This is a genomic window from Nostoc sp. (assembly GCF_036917655.1).
Taxonomy (GTDB): domain Bacteria; phylum Cyanobacteriota; class Cyanobacteriia; order Cyanobacteriales; family Nostocaceae; genus Nostoc.
Genome location: NZ_JBALCY010000076.1, coordinates 112,839 through 132,869 on the forward strand (window position 1 = coordinate 112,839; position 20,031 = coordinate 132,869).

General features: G+C 44.0%; 18 protein-coding genes and 1 pseudogene. 11 read left to right on the plus strand and 8 right to left on the minus strand.

Annotated features, from left to right (window positions below):
• Positions 1-471 precede the first annotated feature (471 nt).
• The 9 genes from V7K30_RS29485 to msrA all read left to right on the plus strand — a co-directional run bounded on the left by V7K30_RS29485 (position 472) and on the right by msrA (position 8,781).
• Positions 472-597 carry a hypothetical protein gene (locus V7K30_RS29485; protein WP_335005451.1) on the plus strand — a complete coding sequence of 42 codons (126 nt, stop codon included), beginning with the start codon at positions 472-474 and terminating at the stop codon, positions 595-597.
• A gap of 25 nt (positions 598-622) precedes the next feature.
• Entirely contained in the window at positions 623-814 is a 192-nt protein-coding gene (locus V7K30_RS29490; protein ID WP_335005452.1) for a CbtB-domain containing protein, read from the plus strand.
• A 38-nt stretch (positions 815-852) separates the two neighbouring features.
• Complete coding sequence (locus V7K30_RS29495) at positions 853-2,070, plus strand: hypothetical protein (protein WP_335005453.1); 1,218 nt, start codon at positions 853-855, stop codon at positions 2,068-2,070.
• 175 nt (positions 2,071-2,245) lie between these two features.
• Positions 2,246-2,647, plus strand: a complete 402-nt coding sequence (locus tag V7K30_RS29500) for a DUF1636 domain-containing protein (RefSeq protein ID WP_335005454.1) — start codon at positions 2,246-2,248, stop codon at positions 2,645-2,647.
• A gap of 815 nt (positions 2,648-3,462) precedes the next feature.
• Complete coding sequence (locus V7K30_RS29505) at positions 3,463-4,488, plus strand: multicopper oxidase domain-containing protein (RefSeq protein ID WP_335005455.1); 1,026 nt, start codon at positions 3,463-3,465, stop codon at positions 4,486-4,488.
• A 172-nt stretch (positions 4,489-4,660) separates the two neighbouring features.
• A complete protein-coding gene (locus V7K30_RS29510) occupies positions 4,661-5,698 on the plus strand; it encodes a ComEA family DNA-binding protein (protein ID WP_335005457.1) in 1,038 nt (345 codons plus the stop codon).
• 217 nt (positions 5,699-5,915) lie between these two features.
• On the plus strand, positions 5,916-6,350 hold the full coding sequence (locus tag V7K30_RS29515; RefSeq protein ID WP_335005459.1) for a ferritin-like domain-containing protein: 435 nt from the start codon (positions 5,916-5,918) through the stop codon (positions 6,348-6,350).
• Positions 6,351-6,506: 156 nt separating this feature from the next.
• Positions 6,507-7,475 (plus strand): FTR1 family iron permease, encoded by a 969-nt coding sequence (locus tag V7K30_RS29520; RefSeq protein ID WP_335005461.1) that lies wholly within the window; start codon positions 6,507-6,509, stop codon positions 7,473-7,475.
• Positions 7,476-8,100: 625 nt separating this feature from the next.
• Complete coding sequence (gene msrA / locus V7K30_RS29525) at positions 8,101-8,781, plus strand: peptide-methionine (S)-S-oxide reductase MsrA (protein ID WP_335005463.1); 681 nt, start codon at positions 8,101-8,103, stop codon at positions 8,779-8,781.
• 74 nt (positions 8,782-8,855) lie between these two features.
• On the opposite strand, the gene V7K30_RS29530 is transcribed toward msrA, so the two are convergent.
• Positions 8,856-9,782: an ABC transporter substrate-binding protein gene (locus V7K30_RS29530; RefSeq protein WP_335005465.1), complete on the minus strand. Its 927-nt coding sequence runs from the start codon at positions 9,780-9,782 to the stop codon at positions 8,856-8,858.
• Positions 9,783-10,226: 444 nt separating this feature from the next.
• Between V7K30_RS29530 and V7K30_RS29535 the strand changes: the two genes are divergently transcribed.
• Complete coding sequence (locus V7K30_RS29535; RefSeq protein WP_335005467.1) at positions 10,227-11,726, plus strand: family 10 glycosylhydrolase; 1,500 nt, start codon at positions 10,227-10,229, stop codon at positions 11,724-11,726.
• A gap of 106 nt (positions 11,727-11,832) precedes the next feature.
• On the opposite strand, the gene V7K30_RS29540 is transcribed toward V7K30_RS29535, so the two are convergent.
• From V7K30_RS29540 to V7K30_RS29555, 4 genes are all read right to left on the minus strand, one after another.
• Positions 11,833-12,459, minus strand: coding sequence for a chloramphenicol phosphotransferase CPT family protein (locus tag V7K30_RS29540; RefSeq protein ID WP_335005469.1), 627 nt, complete (start codon positions 12,457-12,459; stop codon positions 11,833-11,835).
• Between the two features lie 39 nt (positions 12,460-12,498).
• Positions 12,499-13,095, minus strand: a complete 597-nt coding sequence (locus V7K30_RS29545) for a molybdenum cofactor guanylyltransferase (RefSeq protein ID WP_335005470.1) — start codon at positions 13,093-13,095, stop codon at positions 12,499-12,501.
• Positions 13,096-13,140: 45 nt separating this feature from the next.
• A complete protein-coding gene (locus tag V7K30_RS29550) occupies positions 13,141-15,195 on the minus strand; it encodes a thioredoxin domain-containing protein (protein WP_335005472.1) in 2,055 nt (684 codons plus the stop codon).
• A gap of 170 nt (positions 15,196-15,365) precedes the next feature.
• Positions 15,366-15,521, minus strand: coding sequence for a hypothetical protein (locus V7K30_RS29555; RefSeq protein WP_335005474.1), 156 nt, complete (start codon positions 15,519-15,521; stop codon positions 15,366-15,368).
• Positions 15,522-15,999: 478 nt separating this feature from the next.
• Between V7K30_RS29555 and clpP the strand changes: the two genes are divergently transcribed.
• The gene (gene clpP / locus V7K30_RS29560) at positions 16,000-16,608 is read left to right on the plus strand and encodes an ATP-dependent Clp endopeptidase proteolytic subunit ClpP (RefSeq protein ID WP_335005476.1); all 609 of its coding nucleotides are present in this window, start codon (positions 16,000-16,002) and stop codon (positions 16,606-16,608) included.
• A 53-nt stretch (positions 16,609-16,661) separates the two neighbouring features.
• Here clpP and V7K30_RS29565 read toward each other — a convergent pair.
• From V7K30_RS29565 to V7K30_RS29575, 3 genes and pseudogenes are all read right to left on the minus strand, one after another.
• Positions 16,662-16,847 (minus strand): annotated as a pseudogene (locus V7K30_RS29565) (hypothetical protein); the annotation flags it as partial.
• A 559-nt stretch (positions 16,848-17,406) separates the two neighbouring features.
• A complete protein-coding gene (locus V7K30_RS29570; protein ID WP_335005478.1) occupies positions 17,407-18,291 on the minus strand; it encodes a hypothetical protein in 885 nt (294 codons plus the stop codon).
• 403 nt (positions 18,292-18,694) lie between these two features.
• On the minus strand, positions 18,695-19,570 hold the full coding sequence (locus tag V7K30_RS29575) for an NmrA family NAD(P)-binding protein (RefSeq protein ID WP_335005479.1): 876 nt from the start codon (positions 19,568-19,570) through the stop codon (positions 18,695-18,697).
• Between the last annotated feature and the right edge of the window lie 461 nt (positions 19,571-20,031).

The window sequence follows — 20,031 nt, forward strand, 5'->3', positions numbered from 1 at the left end:
AATTCAAGGTGCGTTAGCCTACGGCATAACACACCCTACGGACAATTTATATTTCTTCATATACATTGAATTTTTCTCGCCGATTTACTTAGCTCTTGACGAAGTACTTATTTTTGACCTCGCATAATTAATTTCAGTAGACCGAAAAGTTCTGCGTTAGCGTACCTCTACGGGGAAGCAAGCTACGCATAGCGTCTCGTAGAGAAGGTATCGCTCTGTGATGGATAGCTGTAAACCCAATTATTGTCCACAAAACCGTATTCTAAAATACATTTTTTAGAGAGATTATTGAGAAATTTAAGATAAGTAAAACTAATAAATTAGTCAAAAAGGTAAGGGTAACTCTCGCACCATCCGTGAGTAGCAAGTGACAGAACTAGTCACACTTACAACATAAGATTGCAATGCCTCTGTCATTTAGATAGGTTTTACTAAACCTTACGTCAATGTTAATATAGGTAATATTCATGAATGAAAACGAAACAGCTGGCTCAGTATGCTAGTACGGCTCATACAGAGTCTTATTCATCTGTTTTCAGTGATTTACTGTTCACTGCTAACTATAGAAGTCAGAATGCCTACCGAATCAATCATTAATATCGTTTTATCTGCGAGGTACAAAATGACAGTTCAATCTTCTAGTTCGATTCAGCAACAAGTCACCCGTCAAGTGCTATCAGTACCTGTACAATCAGCGCTCTATATTGCACTATGTTCTTTGACTCTGTGGACAATTTATTTCACTACATACCCCGCTATCCATGATACGACTCATACTCTGCGTCACCACACACTGATGGTGAGTTGCCATTAGTTGATTGAGTCAATGATTAGCAGGAGTGAAGAAATCAAATGACAAAACTGAAGTGGTCTAAGCTGATCGGTGCGATTTGCATGATCGGAATTATCCTATATGGTTGGATCGGACTTGCCCAATCTCCTCAACCATCGGTGCGGCTAACAACTAATCCACCGATTAATCAGGTTCGACCCCTTGAGGCTGAAGCCACCACAGTGTTGGGATCGGGACACTACAATCCGCCAGTGCAGCTGATGCTACAAGCGGTAGATGCTCAAGGGCAATCTTTAAAGGATGCCAAAATCCACTTGCAATTGTTCACCCGTCCTAAAAACCCCTGGTTCACAACAGATTTTCCGATCGTCGAGGGAACAAAGTTGCTGGACATTGAGGGCAATGCACCAACAGGTCAGTTACAAGTTCAACAAACCCTGCCGATCCGGGGAACGTATCAACTCCTGGTAACAGTTACTCCGCTCGTTGCCAATGCATTTGAGCCGATTCAGCAAAAGCTGACGCTGACGCTGCCGGAAAATCCCTTAAAGTTCCGCTACTTTGGCATCCTGGTTGTGATTTTGCTGGCAGTTGGGCTACTAGGAGGTTGGGTGATTGGGGGTAGACAACCGATTCAACCGGGAGAAATTGCCCCGCAACAGGTGCGATTATTGTTGAGTGGATTGATTGTACTAGCGATCGCTGCACTCCTGTTCGTCAACATCAGCGCTGAACTTGCCGAATCGCATATGTCAATGTCGATGCCAGGTATGGGAGAAGAAGTTCCGCCCTCTAGTAAGCCCGCTAAATTGCAGTCTCAAGGACTTTATATGCAACTATCGGGTGATCAGAGTGCAACGGTGGGTCAACCTGCCAAGTTGCAGGTTAGCGTCAGTGATCCCAAAACTAGCCAACCCGTGACAGATGTAGTGTTGAAGGTAACAACCACCCAACTCGAAAATAATTGGGTGGCGTTTGCTTATGAGGGGACTCCAGACAGCAACGGAAAATTGACGTGGGAGCAGGAATTCTTTGACGGTGCCCCCCATAGCGTTGTTGTCGAAGTTGCGCCGCTTGCAAACGCAAAAGAGCGATTTCAACCATTCCAAGTTGCAGAGAATATTCCAGTCAAAGGTGTCGCTCCGCCGATGTCTGTCCGATTGATTTCGCTGACTTACTTTACGGGAATTGTGGTAATTGGTTTGCTGCTGGGACTGTGGCTACGACAGAGGCAGACTCCGCGTACTGACTTGACTTGGAAGCGTAGTGTTTCGTAAGTCAATGTCAACCAGCCCTATTGCTGTGTCACTCAGTTGTAAATTCATTTGCCCTTAGTTTGTTCGCCCAATGACCAGACAGGCTGATTGCCTAAAATCCATGTCGGATACCATTGAGTATTCGACATGGATTTTTATAGACACAGCATCAGAAATTGAACCCTGCAATTTATCTATGAATCATCAACACATTATATTCGTCTGCACAATCTGTGGAAGTAATCATCAGACAAAACAGTATGTAGCTAAAAGCGACGGTGAACTGCTGCTAGAGAAATTACAAACCCTATATCATGACTGGGTGTTGCAAGACGAGTTCTCGATTCAACCGGTTAAATGCATGGGTGTTTGTGATCTAGCTTGTGCAATTGCTTTCGTCTGTTCTAACAAACACACCTACTTATTTGGCGATCTGCCTGCTGATGCTGAACGTGTAGAGAAGACAGCAACTGCCGTACTTGAGTGTGCTAGTCAGTATCACGCCAAGCCGGATGGTTTGCTCCCCTATGCCGAGCGCCCGGAACTGCTCAGAGCCGGAGCGATCGCCCGGATTCCACCTCTGCCGCCGTGTGAATAGACATTTTAATAAGTTCCCTAAACACTTATGTAAGTACTTGTTGCTTTCATAAGTAATGGCGTTCATTACCATTTAGAAAAATATGAGGACTTGAATTCTTTGGAGTTAGATATAAATAAAGGACTTCAAAACCGATTGCCAGATGGCATCAGACAAAGACAACACAAAATTGCTATAGACTTTAACTTAATTCCTGATGAACAAAATTAATTAAAAATTCAAAATACTCATTTTGCTAAGTATCGAAAATTTATTGAAATGCGATGTATTTTTATCTCTAAGCTAATTAAATATCTTACACCTTACCAATAGTTTATTGCTGGTATTTAGTTCCTAAATACTATGATATAGCGGTTCTCGGCCCTTGTGAGGTACAAGAACCCCACCCCCAACCCCCTCCCCGCTCTTCGATAGGGGGCTATGATGTACCTCATCTGATTTGGAAACGCTATATGCATTGTTTGTAATCCTATTACTGTTAAAGCATTAGTCAGATCAGGAATAGATACAAAAAACTATTTTATTTTTAATTTATTTATACTTTTTATTTAAGTAAAAATACCAATTAAATGAGAAAATTGCCTAGAGTTTTGCAAGACAGATAATCACGGTAAAATCCTACAACCAAGAACGAAAAAGAAATACCCTACTCCCTATTTTCAAGACAGATTCTAGCTAGACCTGAATCTAATAATTTTAGTAGCAGTTTTGAAGCACTTCAAAATTATTGACAATAATTATTAATTCCTCTAATATTTAAAAGCAATTGCAAATCTTTTGCAATTCTCTTTTGGCGCTAACCGTAACTAAATCTCATGCCCAACAACTTCGCTCTAGGTAACGAAAAACTGTGGAGCCGCCGTCAATTACTGAAGCTGGGCCTAGCAGGTGCTGGAGTGATTGGTGCAGCTGGACTTTGGCAGATGTTAAATCTACAAAGTAAGTCAATCGTCAAAGTGCCACCACTCGACATGGAAGTACCAGACGATGGTACTAACCCGATGAAGATGTTAAGGGATTTTGATTATGGGACGGTGAAGCAAGAAAATGGGCGGACTATCCGGGAATTTCAGTTAACTGCGGGTACTTCCATAATAAAACTCAATAGTGCTGTTTCTTACAACATCTGGGATTTAAACGGTCGCATACCAGGGCCAACGCTACGGGCCAAACAGGGCGATCGCATCCGGGTACTATTTCTCAACAACGCCGGACATTCTCACTCTTTGCATTTTCATGGCGTTCATCCCGCAGAAATGGATGGTGTTCGCCCAATCAGCAATGGCAAAGCCACAATTTATGAATTTGATGCTGAACCCTATGGCGTTCACTTATACCACTGCCATATTCAACCCGTCACCCGTCACATCGCTAAGGGGCTGTACGGAATGTTTATCATCGATCCACCTACTCCCCGTCCCCTGGCTGATGAGATTGTATTAGTGATGGGTGGGTATGACGTAAATGATGATGGCCATAATGATTATTATGCCTTCAACGGTTCGCCCCATCATTACATGCATCATCCCATTCCTATTTATCAAAATCAGTTGATTCGGCTGTATGTTCTCAACATTATTGAATACGATCCGGCAGTAACGTTTCATCTCCACGCCAACTTCTTTGATGTCTATCGCTACGGCATGAGTATGACTCCTAGCGAGAAAAGTGATGTGATTACGATGGGTGTAGCAGAAAGGCACATCTTAGAATTTGCTTTTCGCTATCCAGGTAAGTATATGTTCCATCCCCATCAGGATGCGATCGCAGAAAACGGTTGCATGGGTCAATTTGAAGTAGTTACCGAGAGCAAATCTCAAAATCCTGTTAAAAATTCTTGACAATATTATTAGTAATTCGTAATTAATTCCTTAAAGTTTTAGGTAAATAGTTGATAAAAAATCTCATTATATGCGACAGTACAATCTATGACAATGTGTCAAACAAATTACCTGATAGTAATAGTTTGAAATGTTTCAATTAATACCTTTTTTAGTTGTGCGAGGAGCAAAGATGAGAAAACTTCGTTATATCTGTTTAACAGCAGCAGCAGCCTTAATAGTTACCTTGAGTTCATGTAGCAGTACACCAACCGCAGAAAATCCATCAGCACCAATTACTAGCCCTCAAGCTACAGAGGCAGTAAGTGAAAACAGTCATAGTAGTCACGGTGGCAAAGAAAAAATTAACATTAACACTGCTATATTGTCAGAATTGGATAAGTTGGAAGCCAAACTAGGTGTTCCGGCTTTATCGAACAAAATCCAGGCAAATCGTCCCTATGGCAGCCCAGAAGATTTAGTTACTAAAAAAGTAATTACTCAAGAGCAGTTCAACCAAATTAAAGACCAGGTTGGTGTTCAGGAAGTGGTACTCACAGGTGAAGCAAAAGATGTTGACTATATGTCTAAATTAGGTTTAATGAAAGGGCATCTTTTGGTAGCACAAGAACTCCTGGATCAAAATCAGCCGAAACAGGCAGAACCTCATATAGGACATCCAGTTGAGGAGATTTACGTTGACGTAGAAGAACAATTGAATGAGCGCAAAGTCAAAGAATTTAAGACAACTTTGGTGAGTTTGCAAGATTTAGTGAAATCTAATCCTAAGAATAGCAAAGTTAAAACTAATTTTACTTCTTCGGTACAAGCCGTTGACGGAGCGATCGCAGCTTTGCCAGCAGATCAACGCTCAAAACCAGGATTTGTGCTACAGGTAATTAACGAATTGCTAGATTCAGCTAACTCCGAATATGGCGCTGCGATCGCAGATGGTAAAGTAACCGCGCCAATTGAGTATCAAGACTCTCGTGGTTTTGTGGTTTACGCCAATGATTTATACAAAGGAATTTCTAGTCAAGTAGCGCAAGCAGATCCCGAAGCACATAAAGCGATCGATGCTAGTTTCGCTGAACTAATAAAAGTTTGGCCCGCCGCCATCCCACCAGCAAAAGCAGTCAAAACTCCTAATGATGTTACCAAACTGGTGAAAACCATTGAGGAAAACTCTCAAAAAGTGGTTGACAAATCCAATACCCAAGCACAGCTATAACACTTTGATTTAATGGGAAGCATAGGGTAAGGAGTTTAAAATAATGAAATCGTTAGGAGGTAAGAGTTAGGAGTTATGAGTCGGGAGTTATGAATTAAGAGTTCTGAGTTAAGAATCCCGATCTGCTCCCTTGCCTATTTTTCAACTCCTCACTTCTAACTCCTAACTCCTAACTTCTTCCTAATTACACCCCATTCGTTACTTGAACTAACAACTGATGCAAGAACTTGACCACAAAAAAACCATTGACTTGCTGAACTCCATCATGGAATTTGAACTAGCAGGGGTAGTGCGCTATACACATTATTCTTTGATGGTGACTGGCCCTAACCGTATTCCAATTGTGGCTTTTTTCAAAGGACAGGCAAGTGAGTCTTTACTTCATGCCGAACAAGTGGGAGAAATTCTTACCGGTTTAGATGGGCATCCCTCCCTGAAAATAGCCCCAATGGAAGAAACCTACCAGCATAAAGTCAAGGATATCTTGGCAGAAAGCTTATCCCATGAAAAAAAGGCGTTGGAACTGTATAAAAATCTGCTCGAAACCGTCACCAATGCCAGCATTTATCTTGAAGAATTCGCTCGCGGCATGATTGGGCAAGAAGAGATGCATAATCTCGAACTGAAAAAGATGCTACGCGATTTTGGTTAATAGTTATTAGTCATTAATTATTGGCTAGGGACTAATGACAAAGATAGAAGTCTGAACGGAGCTAAAAACCGGAGTGGAGGAAACCTCCGCTCTGGATTTTTCAATATTTGGCTTCTGACCATAATAACTTTGGGGACAAAAGACAAAGGACAAAAGATGAATTTTAGTACTGCTCTACCTACTTTTGTAATAACACTCCGAGAAGGAGTGGAAGCTGCCCTTGTTGTTGGCATTGTGCTAGCTTTGCTAAAAAAAGCTAAACAATCCCGACTCAACTCTTGGGTATATGCTGGTGTCGGCGTTGGCATTGTCGTCAGTGCCTTAATAGGAGTGCTATTCAGTTGGGTAATTCAAGTACTGGGAGCGGCGAATCCTCAATACACCACCGTAGTTGAGCCAGCGCTAGAAGGTGTGTTTAGTGTGTTAGCGATCGCCATGCTCAGTTGGATGCTAATCTGGATGACTAAACAAGCCAGATTCATGAAAGCTACAGTTGAAGGAGCGGTAACAGAAGCGCTGACACAAAACTCAAATGCTGGTTGGGGCGTTTTTACCTTAATTTTAATTGCCGTTGTCCGCGAGGGCTTTGAAACTGTTTTGTTTGTTGCTGCTAATTTTCAACAAGGATTAATGCCAGCGTTGGGTGCTATTGGTGGTTTGGTAGGGGCATTTGCCATTGGGGTGCTGCTATTTAAATGGGGTGTCAACATTAACATCCGCCAGTTTTTCCAGGTAATGGGCGTTTTATTAGTGTTGATTGTGGCTGGATTGGTGGTTTCAGCCTTGAAACATTTTGACGAGGCTGTGGCTAACCTTGCCCTTAGCAGTCGTGCCACAGAAAACCTTTGTTTCTATTACGAACGCTTTACTAAAGTCCACTCCTGTATTTTGGGGCCAATGGTTGCAAATACTTCTACAATCTTGCCTGACGAACAGTTTCCTGGCATTATCCTCAAATCTTTATTTGGTTACAGAGACAATCTCTATCTTGTCCAAGCAGTGGGATATGTGACCTTTTTACTCACCATTGGCGGACTGTATTTCCGCAGCCTTGGAGGTGCTTCTCCTGAAGGTAAAAAAAATATCCCCTTTGCTCAAAAACCAATTAGTTCTGCAAAGGATTAAAAGCACAGTCATCGAAGAGGAAAAGGGGCAGGGGGAGAACCCTATACATACACGTACAGATTATTGTAACGGCACAACATTGTTCATAGGTGTCAACTTAACGTAAAAACCTGCCTATAACCAGCTTTTAGATTGTCTCGTTCCCAGTCTCCGACTGGGAATGCCGTTCAAGAGGCGGAGCCTCTTGAAAAGCGGCAGAGCCGCCAGGAGGCGCATTTCCAGCCAGAGGCTGGAAACGAGGTTTTAAAAGGGTTTGCGCTTAAGTTGACACGTATGAACAATGTTGTGCCCCTCATTTACCTGAAAAAAACCTGTAAATGTATTGGCTTAAATGGTTAAGATCTGGGAGGCTCCCACTCAAGAACAGCTTGCCTAAACAGATAACTTTCCTTAACCAAAAAGTATTAATCTCAACCCCAGCAAGCATTTCCATCAGCAGCGATAAAAGTCCGAAAATTCTCAGCATCCTCTCAGGCAACTTCTAATATTTTTTTAATCTTGCTTTCAGAAATGAATCCTATAGTGATGACAACATTAGTAAAGAATCACCGATGAAACTCCACAAAATTATTCGGAGTTAGTAGTGTCGGTTTGCTATTCAATAAACGCAGGGCTTTAAAGTCTTATGTCAATTCGCAGTTTTACTCTCTCCCGATACTTATTACTCTGCTTGTGCATCATTTCGCTGACATCTGTTGTAATAATGCGTAGTGCGTCCTATGCAATACTTTTTAATCCCGCTACTGATATCTCAACTTCTACAGCTAAGGGAAAACAGACGGCAGTTCTCGCAGGAGGATGCTTTTGGGGAATGGAAGCGGTTTTTGAGCATCTCAAAGGTGTTTCTGATGTTGTTTCTGGCTTTTCTGGTGGCAGTGCAGCAACCGCAAACTACGAACTTGTCAGTTCTGGATTGACTGGTCATGCTGAGTCAGTAAAAATCACCTATGATCCATCACAAATCTCATATGAGCAGCTTTTGAAAATTTACTTTCTGGTGGCACATGACCCAACACAGTTGAATCGACAAGGCCCCGACTCAGGAAAGCAATATCGTTCAGTGATTTATTTTGCTAATGACGAGCAGAAGCGGGTCGCCCTTGATTATATCAATCAACTAAACAAAGCACACATCTTTCACAAGCAGATAGTGACTCAACTACTTCCCTTAAAGAGTTTTTATCAAGCCGAAGAGTACCATCAAAACTTTATTGACCGCAATCCGAATTACCCTTACGTGGTGGTAAATGACTTGCCGAAGTTGGCTCAACTGCAATCACAGTTCCCCAATATATATAAGAAGTAAGCTTTAATTATTCACGTCCACTTACTTAGAAGGTGAAAACAAGATTTTAAATTATATTTATTGAGCTAAGTCCCTTATGGTGCAAACAACACTTGCTTAAGCTGCTGACAAGCCTTTTGAATTGCATCTATACTACCTGGATTCACCAGACCAAAATAATCAAACACATAAACTCGGTTATTTTTAGTTGCTTGCAGTTGCTGCCAAAAAGCTTCCTTTTTCAGCGAATCTAAAAGCGCCGCTTCCGAATTTCCTTGTGGAGGATTAACTAAGATTATCACCTCTGGATTTGCTTCTAAAACTTTCTCAGCCGAAAGCGTCACATAGCCACCAATTGGACTTTTTCCTTGTAAATCTGCTGCTATATTTTTCGCCTGGAATTTCGCCAGCAAATCCCCTGCCCAACTATTTTTATTCGGCGCTAAAATTGGTTGACGACTAACCAGCGCTAGAGTAGAAAAACCCTGAGTTGGCTTTTCTGGCAAGAAAGTTTTGTAACGATTTAACAAAGGCTGAGGATCAGCGTCAATTGATTTAGCAAGTGTTTTAGTAAGTTCTTCTAGAGATTCCCAGTTATTTACCTTAGTGAGAAAGGTCGGAATTCCTAGCTGCTGAAGTTTTTGAATTGGGATGTTAGAAAAACCTTCTGCACCAATAACTAAATCTGGTTTGAGTGCTACCACTTTTTCTAAATTTGGCGGACTTTGACCTTCACTAACACGGGGAATATCCTGGAATCTGGAGTCATTCTTAAATAATCTGCTACCAGTGATTCCGACAATTTTTGTTTGATCAAGTCGAGAGATAATGTCAGCAGCAAGAGAAGAAAGAGCAACAACTCTTTTTGCTGAAGCTTTTGGTAATTGTTGAGAATTTGTGTTTATCGTCTCAGTAGGGTTTGTGACTTTTGTTTGTGGCTGCTGAGTGGTTGCAGTAGTGCAAGCAGCTAAAACTATACTCATCAAAAGTGCTAAAGCAGATAAGAGCCAACGACGATGCATATTAAAGTTCCTTCTGGGGTAATAATGGCATAAGAAGCATACTCAGCACCATATTCAAAAATCGCAAATGTAGCTTTTAGCAGCTATAAATTACCAAGCGGGATCAACGAAGCCAGAGATTGAAAAGATGTGGCTAATGACAACAGCTAAAAGTTAGGGTATCCTTGGTTCAAAAATCATACTGGTTTTGGTAGATTTTCATTAACTAAGGTAAAGACGGAATCTACCCAATAGTAGACTAAACTTGCTTTGTATTCAGATGTTTTATCCTGCCCTGTATGCGTTTATGTATTCATAAAAAAATGCGGCAACACAAATAGGGCTTTGGCGGTCTTGAAAAAATAGGTTTTAAAACCCTTACTACTTAACTATATAATTCGATACACGTTGCCTACAATTATCTGAATTGGGGTCGATGATTATTGTGTCCATCTACTGGTAGGTATGTCTAACCATCCTTTGAACATTGCAAGATCAACATTATTTTGGCGGCGTCTATTCGCTGTTATTTTCACTACTAGTTCGTTGCTCCCCAACTTTGTCAGCGAACCAGCAAGGGCGCAAGTAACCCAGTATTGTCAGTTACCATCAGCGGCGGCGCAAGAAAAAGAAAACTTACGTTTATCAGCCCTCAAAGGTAAGCAAGATGCTCAAACGCGCTACCAAAACATTCTACAAAAACAGGCACAAGAATTACGGGAGTGCCGCACTCGAACTTGGCCACAAATCCAAGCCATTTGGTTGCGCTTGTATCCCTGTGACATTCAGCCAGGAACAATTGATCAGGTTATGGATCGGATTGTCAACCGTGGCTATAACCAAGTTTATTTAGAAGTATTTTACGACGGGCAGGTATTATTGCCAGTAAAAGCTAACCCGACGGTTTGGCCTTCTGTGATTCGCACTCCAGGGGCAGAAAACGCTGACTTACTCGCCACAGCAATTAAAAAAGGTCGGCAACGCGGTTTGAAGGTCTACGCCTGGATGTTTACCACAAATTTCGGCTATACTTACGCCCAGCGCCGAGATAGAGAAAGTGCGATCGCTCGTAATGGCAAAGGTCAAACGAGCCTATATGTTGTTGATAACGGCTCTCAACTATTTATCGACCCCTACAACCTGCAAGCAAAACGCGACTACTACCAATTAGTACAACAAATTTTGCGCCGTCGCCCAGATGGCTTGCTATTAGACTACGTGCGCTATCCGCGCCAAATGGGAAGTGATTCCATCGCCACCAAAGTTTCAGATTTATGGCTATTTACTCCCGCAACCCAAGAAGCTTTATTTAAACGGGCACAGAATTACAAAGGGCTAGACTTAATTCGCCGCTTTTTGAGTAAGGGATACGTCACTGCGGGAGATATAGCGGAAGTTGATAAACTTTATCCCCAAGAAGGGGAACCCCTCTGGCAAGGACGCACTCTCCCATCAGCGCAAAAGTCAATCCTGGCTGCAACCGACAGACAACCACTTTTACAGTGGGAGTTGTGGCAGCTTGCCGTTGCCCACGCCATGCAAGGAATTCTGGATTTTGTCACCATCGCTAGTTACCCAGCAAAGCAGCAAGGTATTGCCACAGGAGTGGTGTTTTTTCCTGATGGCAACCAAACTGTCGGACAAGGATATGATTCCCGTTTACAACCTTGGGATCGGTTCCCCACAACATTAGAGTGGCATCCCATGTCTTATGGGAATTGCGGTAATGTTAGTTGTATTGTCGCGCAAGTGCAGCGGGTTTTGAGTATGGCAAAACCGGGTACTCAAATAATCCCAGCTTTAGCTGGTCAGTGGGGAAAATCCGTCAGTAATCGTCCATCCCTAGAAGTACAAATGCAGGCACTTCACCAATTTGCTCCCCAACTGAAGGGAGTTAGCCATTTTGCCTATTCTTGGCAATATCCTGAGAGTGATAACGATCGCAAATTCTGTCGGGTTAAGTAGACTTTTTGCAGAAGTAGTGAAAGGGATTGAATTTCCCTTTCAACTTATAGAATCACACACTTTACAAATTCATACCAAATATACTAAACACAGTCATAACTACAGCTTAAGTATAGTGGGCAGTGAGTCGTTGGAATGCCGACGGTGCTGGACTATCTGCGAGGTGCTGGCGGATCACCTCGGCACACGCACCTGGGCTTAATAACGAGGTATCAACTTCAAGGTCATAGATGCCAGGGATATGGACTTCAAGTTGCCATAACTGAACCGGACGTGGCATCGGGGAGTCGGCTGCACTTCCCACGTTCCACCCCGTATTTTGTCGTCGTTCCATAATGATCTCGATGGGGCAGCTAACGCCTACGAACAAGACCGGCAATCCGTTCAAACGCCGGGCACTATCGGCCAGAATGCCCCGCTCCATTGCGTAGGCGTCATGGTGTCCGACATCAACCACGACATTTAGACCCAAGCGGCTGTGGGCGGCGATGGACTCATACATGGCGCTGTACAGAATGGGAACGAGGGGTTCGATGTCCTGGCGTTCTCCCCCTGGCCGCAGACCGATCCCAGGCAGGTATCGTGCGGGAGTCATTTGCATAAACCTATCGACACCCAAGTTCATCCACACGCCATCAAATGTCTCCTGGATGACTGCGACAATGCTCGACTTCCCCGCTCGCGGGACACCATTCAGGATGATAATCTGTCCTAGCTCCTGTATCTGCCCCATGATCACTCCTTGCGTGCCTAATATATTTTATACTCGGAATTAACTTAAAGCCAAGTCGTCTGGTGTATTACAGTTAAACAGCATTTCTGGTTCTGATAAGGGCAAAACTTCTACAGGATATTGCCGAAGCCACTGCTGAAACGATCGCCCCCCTTGGTTGATAAACTCTAGGAGTTGTGGCAAACAGCGACGGCGATAGAAACCACATAGAGGTTCCCAACCTTTAGGATGATCAGCTAAAGCTGCGATCGCATTATCCCCCACGCTATCAAGTTTAGTTACCCAATCTTGCAACACCTCAACCCGCAACCTCGGCAAATCGCAAGCTAGCAGCAGCACCCAACCTGTCTGTACTTCGGCTAGCCCTTGGGCAAACCCAACTAGAGGCCCGTGGGCTACAGATTCTCCAGACAAAGGTACTTCCCGGATAAACCGACAACTAGGCAAAAGCAAGTCTTGATAGCGTTCTGGCCAGGGAGTGACTATATAAACAGCATCAGCACAGCTTTGAGCAACACCACAAACTCGCTGTAACAACAGCACCCCTTGAATTGGAATCAAGGCTTTATCTCGACCCATGCGAGAACTCTTACCGCCTGCTAAGACTATGGCAGTTAATTCGCTACGGGTCGTCATTGTCACTTCACCTAATTCACGGTTATGCGTCTGATGTTGCCAAAATTATCCTCTATTTTGACTTTGCTGCACTTGCTGTAATAAATGCTCTACATTTTCTGCTGGTGCAAGACACTTCAAACCTTGGCAAACTAACCCAACGCTTCCCTCTGGTAAATCAGATGTTACGGCAAACACAGCTGCTGGCAGAAACTTGGGGATCAAAGCGTTTATTTGCTCACTTGTGCTGCGAATCAAGGTAGAGTTACGATACCAATCTAAAGCTGTAAATAAACTGGGACAAGCTTGGGGAGCGCTATGCATGACACTCCTAAAAGCTTTCAAACCAAGTTCCGCTAAATCCAAATAATCTAGATTATCGGTGAGTAGGGCCAGACGGACAAGGTTAGCGATCGCAATTCCATTAGCTGATGGTGTAGCATTATCCGCGTAACTGCGCTCTCTGACAATTAAATCTTGACTAGAATCACTAGATGTGTTATAATAACCACCTAACTCGACACTCCAGAGAAATTCGTTGAATTCATCTTGGATAGCGATCGCTTTTTCTAACCATTGCTTCTGCTCAGGGTTGGAACCTTGTAAATCCAAGAGAGCTTTAATAAAAAAAGCGTAATCTTCAGACTGCGCTAAAACGGTCGGTTCTCCTTGATAGTTGAGTCGGTGGAAACGCCCATCCACAAACTGATTTTCCCAGATAAAATTCGCCGCTCGTGCTGCTAATTCCCGATATAACGGTTCTTGGAAAACCCCAGCAGCCCTAGCCAGCCCAGAAATCATCAAGCTATTCCAAGCGACAATCATCTTCGTATCTGTCACCGAGGGAATGCGACCTGGCCAGTTAGCGGTTTTTGCTTCCTGGTTGTTACGAGCCGGGGGAAAAGTTTCCTCTTCTTCAGAACTAACGCCATAGCGAGCGGTAAACAGCTTGCTCAGTGCCGTTTCCAGCGTTGCACCCAGTTGCGCTGAATGGCGTCTTTGCAAGACATTACGTCCTTCAAAGTTGCCGTTAGGTGTCACCGTAAACTGTTCTAATTCCCTTAGTTCTTCAGGTGTTAACAGTTGTTGTAATTCGCTGTAACTCCAGACATAAAAGGCTCCTTCTTCTGGTTCTACTGCCGTGGGTTCAGTGAAGCTGTCGGCATCTTGAGCCGCATAGAAGTAACCTTCCGGCGCGGTCATTTCCCGCTTGAGCCATTGTACAGTACCAGTAATTGCCCTCTCAAACGCTGCTTCTTGTATTCCTGTACTCCACAAAGAAGCCAGAAACTCCACAATCTGTCCATTGTCGTAGAGCATCTTTTCAAAGTGCGGTACTGTCCAAGTAGGGTCAACAGTATAGCGATGAAAACCACCACCCACATGGTCATAAATGCCTCCCAGCGCTAAATCTAGTCCCCGCTGAGTAGAAACTTGGTTGCCATCATACCGAGATTCAAAATTAAATCGAGTTCCCCGTAATGCTAATTCTGTATAGGGAATCATCGGAAAGCTATTGCCAGATTGCCTAGTAGTAATTACACCTGTGCTGGTTTCCCAACCTTGGCGGAGTAATTCATGGTCTTCAAGCTCGGTTGTTGTACCGGATTGCAACACCGCAGACGTGAGCAGAGACTCAATAATTAAGGCTTTGCGTTGCTGTAAGTCTTCTTTTTCTGTATCGTAATAACGGCGAAGCGTTTGCAACACCTGCAAAAATCCCGGACGACCATAGCGCGGGTCTACAGGGAAATAAGTCCCAGCGTAAAACGGCACTAAATCTTCTGGGGAAAGAAAGATATTCAAAGGCCAACCCCCTTGACCGCTCATCATCTGCAAAGCCTGCATATAGATGCTATCGAGGTCAGGTCTTTCTTCCCTGTCTACTTTAATGGGAAGATAATTGGCATTCATGTAGTCAGCGATCGCAATATCAGAAAAAGCCTCGCCTTCCATGACAGTACACCAGTGGCAACTAGAATAGCCAATGGAGAGAAAAATCGGTTTATTTTGCGTCCTTGCAGTTGCAAGTGCTTCGTCACACCAAGGCCACCAATCAATCGGGTTTTCGGCGTGTTTGCGGAGATAGAGGCTCTTAGCTTCAGCAAGGCGATTAGTCATGATCAAATGCAAATAGTTGCCTTCTTTGCTCAGTCTACCCTGTTCCCAGGAGTGTTAGCCTAGACGGCTATGTATATGCAAGAAACCCTCCGAGCGAATTACTTTTTGGGTAGGAGGTAGTAGTGCATGTCTTTGATATCGCCGACACCTGTACAATTTGTGAAATATTTTTACTGAAAAGATTGCAATAGTAAGCTAACCATATTTGGTGGCGTTTCTCGCACAGGGGATGCTGTCTTTGTCTGAATTAAAGTATTTGGGCTAAGTCCTGCTATCAGGTAGAGCAAGAAGGTGATGATGGCGGCTTGTATAAGTTTTTCCAGCATGGCACGTCTCTCTCTGAATGGATAGCATTTCAACTACGACTAGTTATTCTAAATACACCTCGTACTCCCGATTTACCGAATCTAACAAAAATAACTTGATGAATGCTGAAGGAAATCCTAAAAAAATTTTTAAAATGTTACTGGAAGTTAACATAATTCCCTAAGCAAGTCGGATTTCGGTTATCGGTCTAATCAATACATCGCCAAGGTTGTGCAGCAAAGTCCGAGATGTAAGATTGGCGACAATTGAAGTTTTTTGATTTATTCTTCCCTAAATCGGGATATTCTCTGAGACAGCTTTTGTTGCTAAAAAGTGCCCTTGGAGGTTGAATCTATTGCAAAATCACACTTTGCTCCTTTGTTGAATAAGACAGAATAGCCAAGATTGACTTATATCCACCTGGGAACAGTAGAGATAAACCCCAGTTTCGTGCTGTCACCGATAAAATGTATTTAAAGTAGCCACAAACACGCTTCCATGATTCCTATCGTTATTGAACAATCGGGTCGAGGTGAACGCGCCTTTGACATCTACTCACGGCTGTTGCGTGAGCGCATCATCTTTTTGGGACAACAAGTTGACAACAACATTGCTAACTTGATTGTTGCCCAACTGCTGTATTTGGATGCTGAAGACCCGGAGAAGGACATTTATATGTACATCAATTCTCCCGGTGGTTCGGTGACGGCTGGTATGGGCATTTTTGATACTATGAAACACATTCGCCCTGATGTCTGTACAATTTGTACCGGATTGGCGGCGAGTATGGGCGCTTTTCTCCTCAGTGCTGGTGCTAAGGGTAAGCGGATGAGTCTACCCCATTCTCGGATTATGATTCATCAACCTCTAGGTGGCGCTCAAGGACAGGCGACTGATATTGAAATTCAGGCGCGGGAAATTTTGTACCATAAGAAGCGGCTAAATGACTATTTAGCTGACCATACAGGTCAACCAATTGAGCGCATTGCTGAAGATACTGAACGTGACTTCTTTATGTCACCAGAGGAAGCCAGGGACTACGGTTTGATTGACCAAGTGATTGACCGCCATGCTGCTGGTAGCCGCCCAGCAGTTGCTGTTGTTTAGTCATTAGTCATTAGTCATTAGTCATTAGTCATTAGCAAAAGACTAATGACTAATCAAAATCCCGCTAACGGGTCTGGCTGAGATTGGAGGTATTGGAGGAATTCGTGTAATTCCTCATCGGTCAGCAAAGTACGCGATCGCTTACCATAAGTTTTAATCAGATGATCCCGTCCCTGCTCTGATGTCCAACCTAAGCGCTGCATTTCGACATCAGTTTTAGTCAGTACTTCAGATATGTCTGAGTATGTAGAAAAATCTTGTAACTCTTCATATTCCGCGTAAAGCTCAGAGTTGTCTTCTGGTATAGGGCGAGATCCAAGTATCTGAGGAAATCCAGTAATTCTTCCTGGGTAAGCAAAGTGCGAACAGGCTTGGTATAAGTTGTTATGAAATACTGTTCTTCGGCCATTTTTGTCCACCATAACCGTTCGATTTCAACATTACAGCTATTTTCAGGTAATATAGACCACGCGGTAAGGGCACAGCATTGCTCATTGGTGTCAACTTAGCGTAAAAACCTGCCTAGAACCAGCTTTTAGATTATCTCGTTCCCAGTCGGAGACTGGGAATGCTATTCTAGAGGCTCCGCCTCCCTTGCTGGCGGCAGAGCCGCCAGGAGGAGCATTTCCAGCCAGAGGCTGGAAACGAGGTTTTAAAAGGGTTTGCGCTTAAGTTGACACCTATGGCAAGATGCCCACCCCACAAGAATTAGTTGAGTATTTTTTTATTTGGAAGTCCCTTATTAGTCATTAGTCCTCACAAATGACTAATGACCAATGACTAATGACTAATGACAAATCAAAATCCCGCTATTGGGTCTGGCTGCGATTGAAGGTATTTGAGGAATCCGTGTAATTGTTCTTCAGTCAGCAAAGTACGCCCCCTTTTACCGTAGGTTTCAATCAGATGCTCCCGTCCCTGTTCTGGTGTCCAGCCTAAACGCTGAAGTTCGACATCTGTTTTAGCAATGACATCCGATAAATCCACTGGTTCAGCTTTCTTCTTTCTCTTCCCTGTCACTGACGGGGTGGCGACATCCTCTTGAGGGCTGTAACTCCGAGGTGTAAATGGTGTGACATTATTGGCAGAAATTGCTGGAAAGGTTTGATTTTCCATCTGGTCACTAGACGTTATTTCCAAGTTTTCAACTGGAGGATCAAATTCTAGCTCCCGGTTAGCAGTCCCAGAAAAGTTTTGACCTAAATCCTGGCTATAGGTATCGCTTTCTAGAGGCGTAGCATTGCTGTACTCGTACTGTTCATTACTGCTTATTACTACTTCTGGTTTGATATTGCGGACTCTGGAAGGCGGCATAGATATTTCTTTGTCACTGACCGGTGGCCATTGACTACCAACAAAATCCTCATCTTTTACAGACGAATAGGCAGATTCATTTAATCCACCTTTGGTATTTAAGGAAGGGTTTAGCTGCGCGGGGGAAATTGGATTTGAGGTAAATGCCACTGATTCGGGTGGGGCATTTGTAATACCCAAAACTATCAGCGCCCTAGTTCTGGCTTGGTCTTCTGCTGCTTCTACTGTTTCTGCTGCTGCCATACCCGTAGCACGGGTTACGCCTTCAATTTGCACGCTTGCCCGGACAATATATTTTCCTTGATAAATTTGCACTAATTCAGAAATCAGACTGCCCTTGGGATACAAGCTCTGGAATTGAGCCAACATAATACTGCTACCAATCTAAATCTTTTTAATAACGGGGTCGATACTGCCTGTATGCTCAAGCGAGGTAAACTGCCCTTACTTTAATTTACATCCACTCGATACCCAGGATGCCTATCAATATTGCATTTCTTTATTTTTAATTGCTTACCGAAACAGTGCTGAGTCCTAAGTGAGATTCCCCACTTAGGACTCAGCACTGATGGAGCAAGAAAAAGATTTGTGTCTTTGATTGCTTGCAACGAAACACAAATCTGACTTTTCATGGGATGTGGAAAAGAAAAATAGTTCGCGGCTGTAATTAGCGAACCAACTGTTATGACGTTACGTTGGAAAAATATCTCACCATAGAGCCAAAAGGGTCTGAGAGCAACTAAATTTATTTATGGGGATTCCTCCTGCCTGCTTAAGGCTGTCTAGCTGGACGATCCACCAGGCTTTTCAGAACTGTCTCCAGTTCGACTTCGCCCTTGATGGAGCCGGACTCGCCACTCTCGAACTCGATCCAGCCCTCGTTGAAACCATCAAGCATCTGAATGCGCGGCTGCGGGTCGGCTGTACCCTGAGACTTAAACAGCGCCTCCCAGGTTTCGCGAGGAACCGCCTCTGCATGGACTGGGTGGCCCAGGAGCTTGGAAAAGCTATTGGCAATGTGATTCGGCGTCACACGTTGCGGGCCCTCGATCTCGACGATCTGCCGTCCACTCCATGTTTGTTGAAGCAACTCGGATGCGACGCGACCGATATCCGCCGTAGCAATCATGGGCACCGGTTTGTCCAGAGGTTGCAAGAAGCTTGGGATGATTCCACTCTCCCTAGCTGGTGCTACATCCCAGGAGCCGTTCTCCATGAACCAGGCGGGACGGAGAAAGGCGATCGGCATCGGCAGATCCCCCAGTACCTGCTCCATGATCTGAAGTTGAGTGAGCAGGTTCGGCTGGGTTGCCTGCGCCCCAATTGTGGATAGGCAAACGACCTTGCCCGGACGTGCCGCAGCAAGTGCGGTATGCAGGGCGGCGACGATCGCCCGTGTTTCGGGGAAACCCCGCGATGGCGCGAAGTTCGGCGGCAGCACCACGAAGACACCCTCGGCACCTGCAAAAGCCGCTTTGAGCGCGTCGGCGTCGTTCATGTCCGCCAGGGCGACTGCACAGCCCTGTTCTGCCCAAGCGGTTCCTTTATTGAAATCGCGCACCACAGCGCGTACAGACTGGTTTTCGGTCAGCAATTTGCGGGCGACTGCACTGCCGACCTGACCCGTAATTCCCGTAATAGCGTACATTTCAATTTCCCTATGAATCGCAAACTACAGATATTCTTTGTACAGCTTTGCATTAATAGGAGCGCGAATTTATCGATCATCTGTGCCACTGTAATATCGCGTGCGAGAGGATTGGAAGCAAAATGTCCGCTAACGACTGATTGCTGCGATCGCGATAAAATTTCTACCTTCTTCAATGCCTGATTCTGAGCGAAAATTCAGGCTTTGAGGGAGGGATCAAGGTGATATTTTTGCTTTGTGCCGTGTCCCAATTGTAGCAGTAGCTCTTTTTTGAGGAAATTTTTGGCTAGTGCTAACTTACCTGGGTAGTCTTGCCTACAATGCTATACTAATTACCCAACTCGATATCTAGAACTATTTTCTGGAAGTGCGCTCTAAATCTACAATAATGAAGATAAGGTTCGCCCTCACTGCTTATAAAGCTGCTCACCTAATTGTTACCGATTCTACATGTGGGAAAA

Excerpts from the sequence above, each read along its gene's own strand:
- V7K30_RS29485 (WP_335005451.1), top strand. The coding sequence starts at position 472 with ATGAAAACGAAACAGCTGGCTCAGTATGCTAGTACGGCTCATACAGAG.
- V7K30_RS29490 (WP_335005452.1), top strand. The coding sequence starts at position 623 with ATGACAGTTCAATCTTCTAGTTCGATTCAGCAACAAGTCACCCGTCAA.
- V7K30_RS29495 (WP_335005453.1), top strand. The coding sequence starts at position 853 with ATGACAAAACTGAAGTGGTCTAAGCTGATCGGTGCGATTTGCATGATC.
- V7K30_RS29500 (WP_335005454.1), top strand. The coding sequence starts at position 2,246 with ATGAATCATCAACACATTATATTCGTCTGCACAATCTGTGGAAGTAAT.
- V7K30_RS29505 (WP_335005455.1), top strand. The coding sequence starts at position 3,463 with ATGCCCAACAACTTCGCTCTAGGTAACGAAAAACTGTGGAGCCGCCGT.
- V7K30_RS29510 (WP_335005457.1), top strand. The coding sequence starts at position 4,661 with ATGAGAAAACTTCGTTATATCTGTTTAACAGCAGCAGCAGCCTTAATA.
- V7K30_RS29515 (WP_335005459.1), top strand. The coding sequence starts at position 5,916 with ATGCAAGAACTTGACCACAAAAAAACCATTGACTTGCTGAACTCCATC.
- V7K30_RS29520 (WP_335005461.1), top strand. The coding sequence starts at position 6,507 with ATGAATTTTAGTACTGCTCTACCTACTTTTGTAATAACACTCCGAGAA.
- msrA (WP_335005463.1), top strand. The coding sequence starts at position 8,101 with ATGTCAATTCGCAGTTTTACTCTCTCCCGATACTTATTACTCTGCTTG.
- V7K30_RS29530 (WP_335005465.1), bottom strand. The coding sequence starts at position 9,782 with ATGCATCGTCGTTGGCTCTTATCTGCTTTAGCACTTTTGATGAGTATA.
- V7K30_RS29535 (WP_335005467.1), top strand. The coding sequence starts at position 10,227 with ATGTCTAACCATCCTTTGAACATTGCAAGATCAACATTATTTTGGCGG.
- V7K30_RS29540 (WP_335005469.1), bottom strand. The coding sequence starts at position 12,459 with ATGGGGCAGATACAGGAGCTAGGACAGATTATCATCCTGAATGGTGTC.
- V7K30_RS29545 (WP_335005470.1), bottom strand. The coding sequence starts at position 13,095 with ATGACGACCCGTAGCGAATTAACTGCCATAGTCTTAGCAGGCGGTAAG.
- V7K30_RS29550 (WP_335005472.1), bottom strand. The coding sequence starts at position 15,195 with ATGACTAATCGCCTTGCTGAAGCTAAGAGCCTCTATCTCCGCAAACAC.
- V7K30_RS29555 (WP_335005474.1), bottom strand. The coding sequence starts at position 15,521 with ATGCTGGAAAAACTTATACAAGCCGCCATCATCACCTTCTTGCTCTAC.
- clpP (WP_335005476.1), top strand. The coding sequence starts at position 16,000 with ATGATTCCTATCGTTATTGAACAATCGGGTCGAGGTGAACGCGCCTTT.
- V7K30_RS29570 (WP_335005478.1), bottom strand. The coding sequence starts at position 18,291 with ATGTTGGCTCAATTCCAGAGCTTGTATCCCAAGGGCAGTCTGATTTCT.
- V7K30_RS29575 (WP_335005479.1), bottom strand. The coding sequence starts at position 19,570 with ATGTACGCTATTACGGGAATTACGGGTCAGGTCGGCAGTGCAGTCGCC.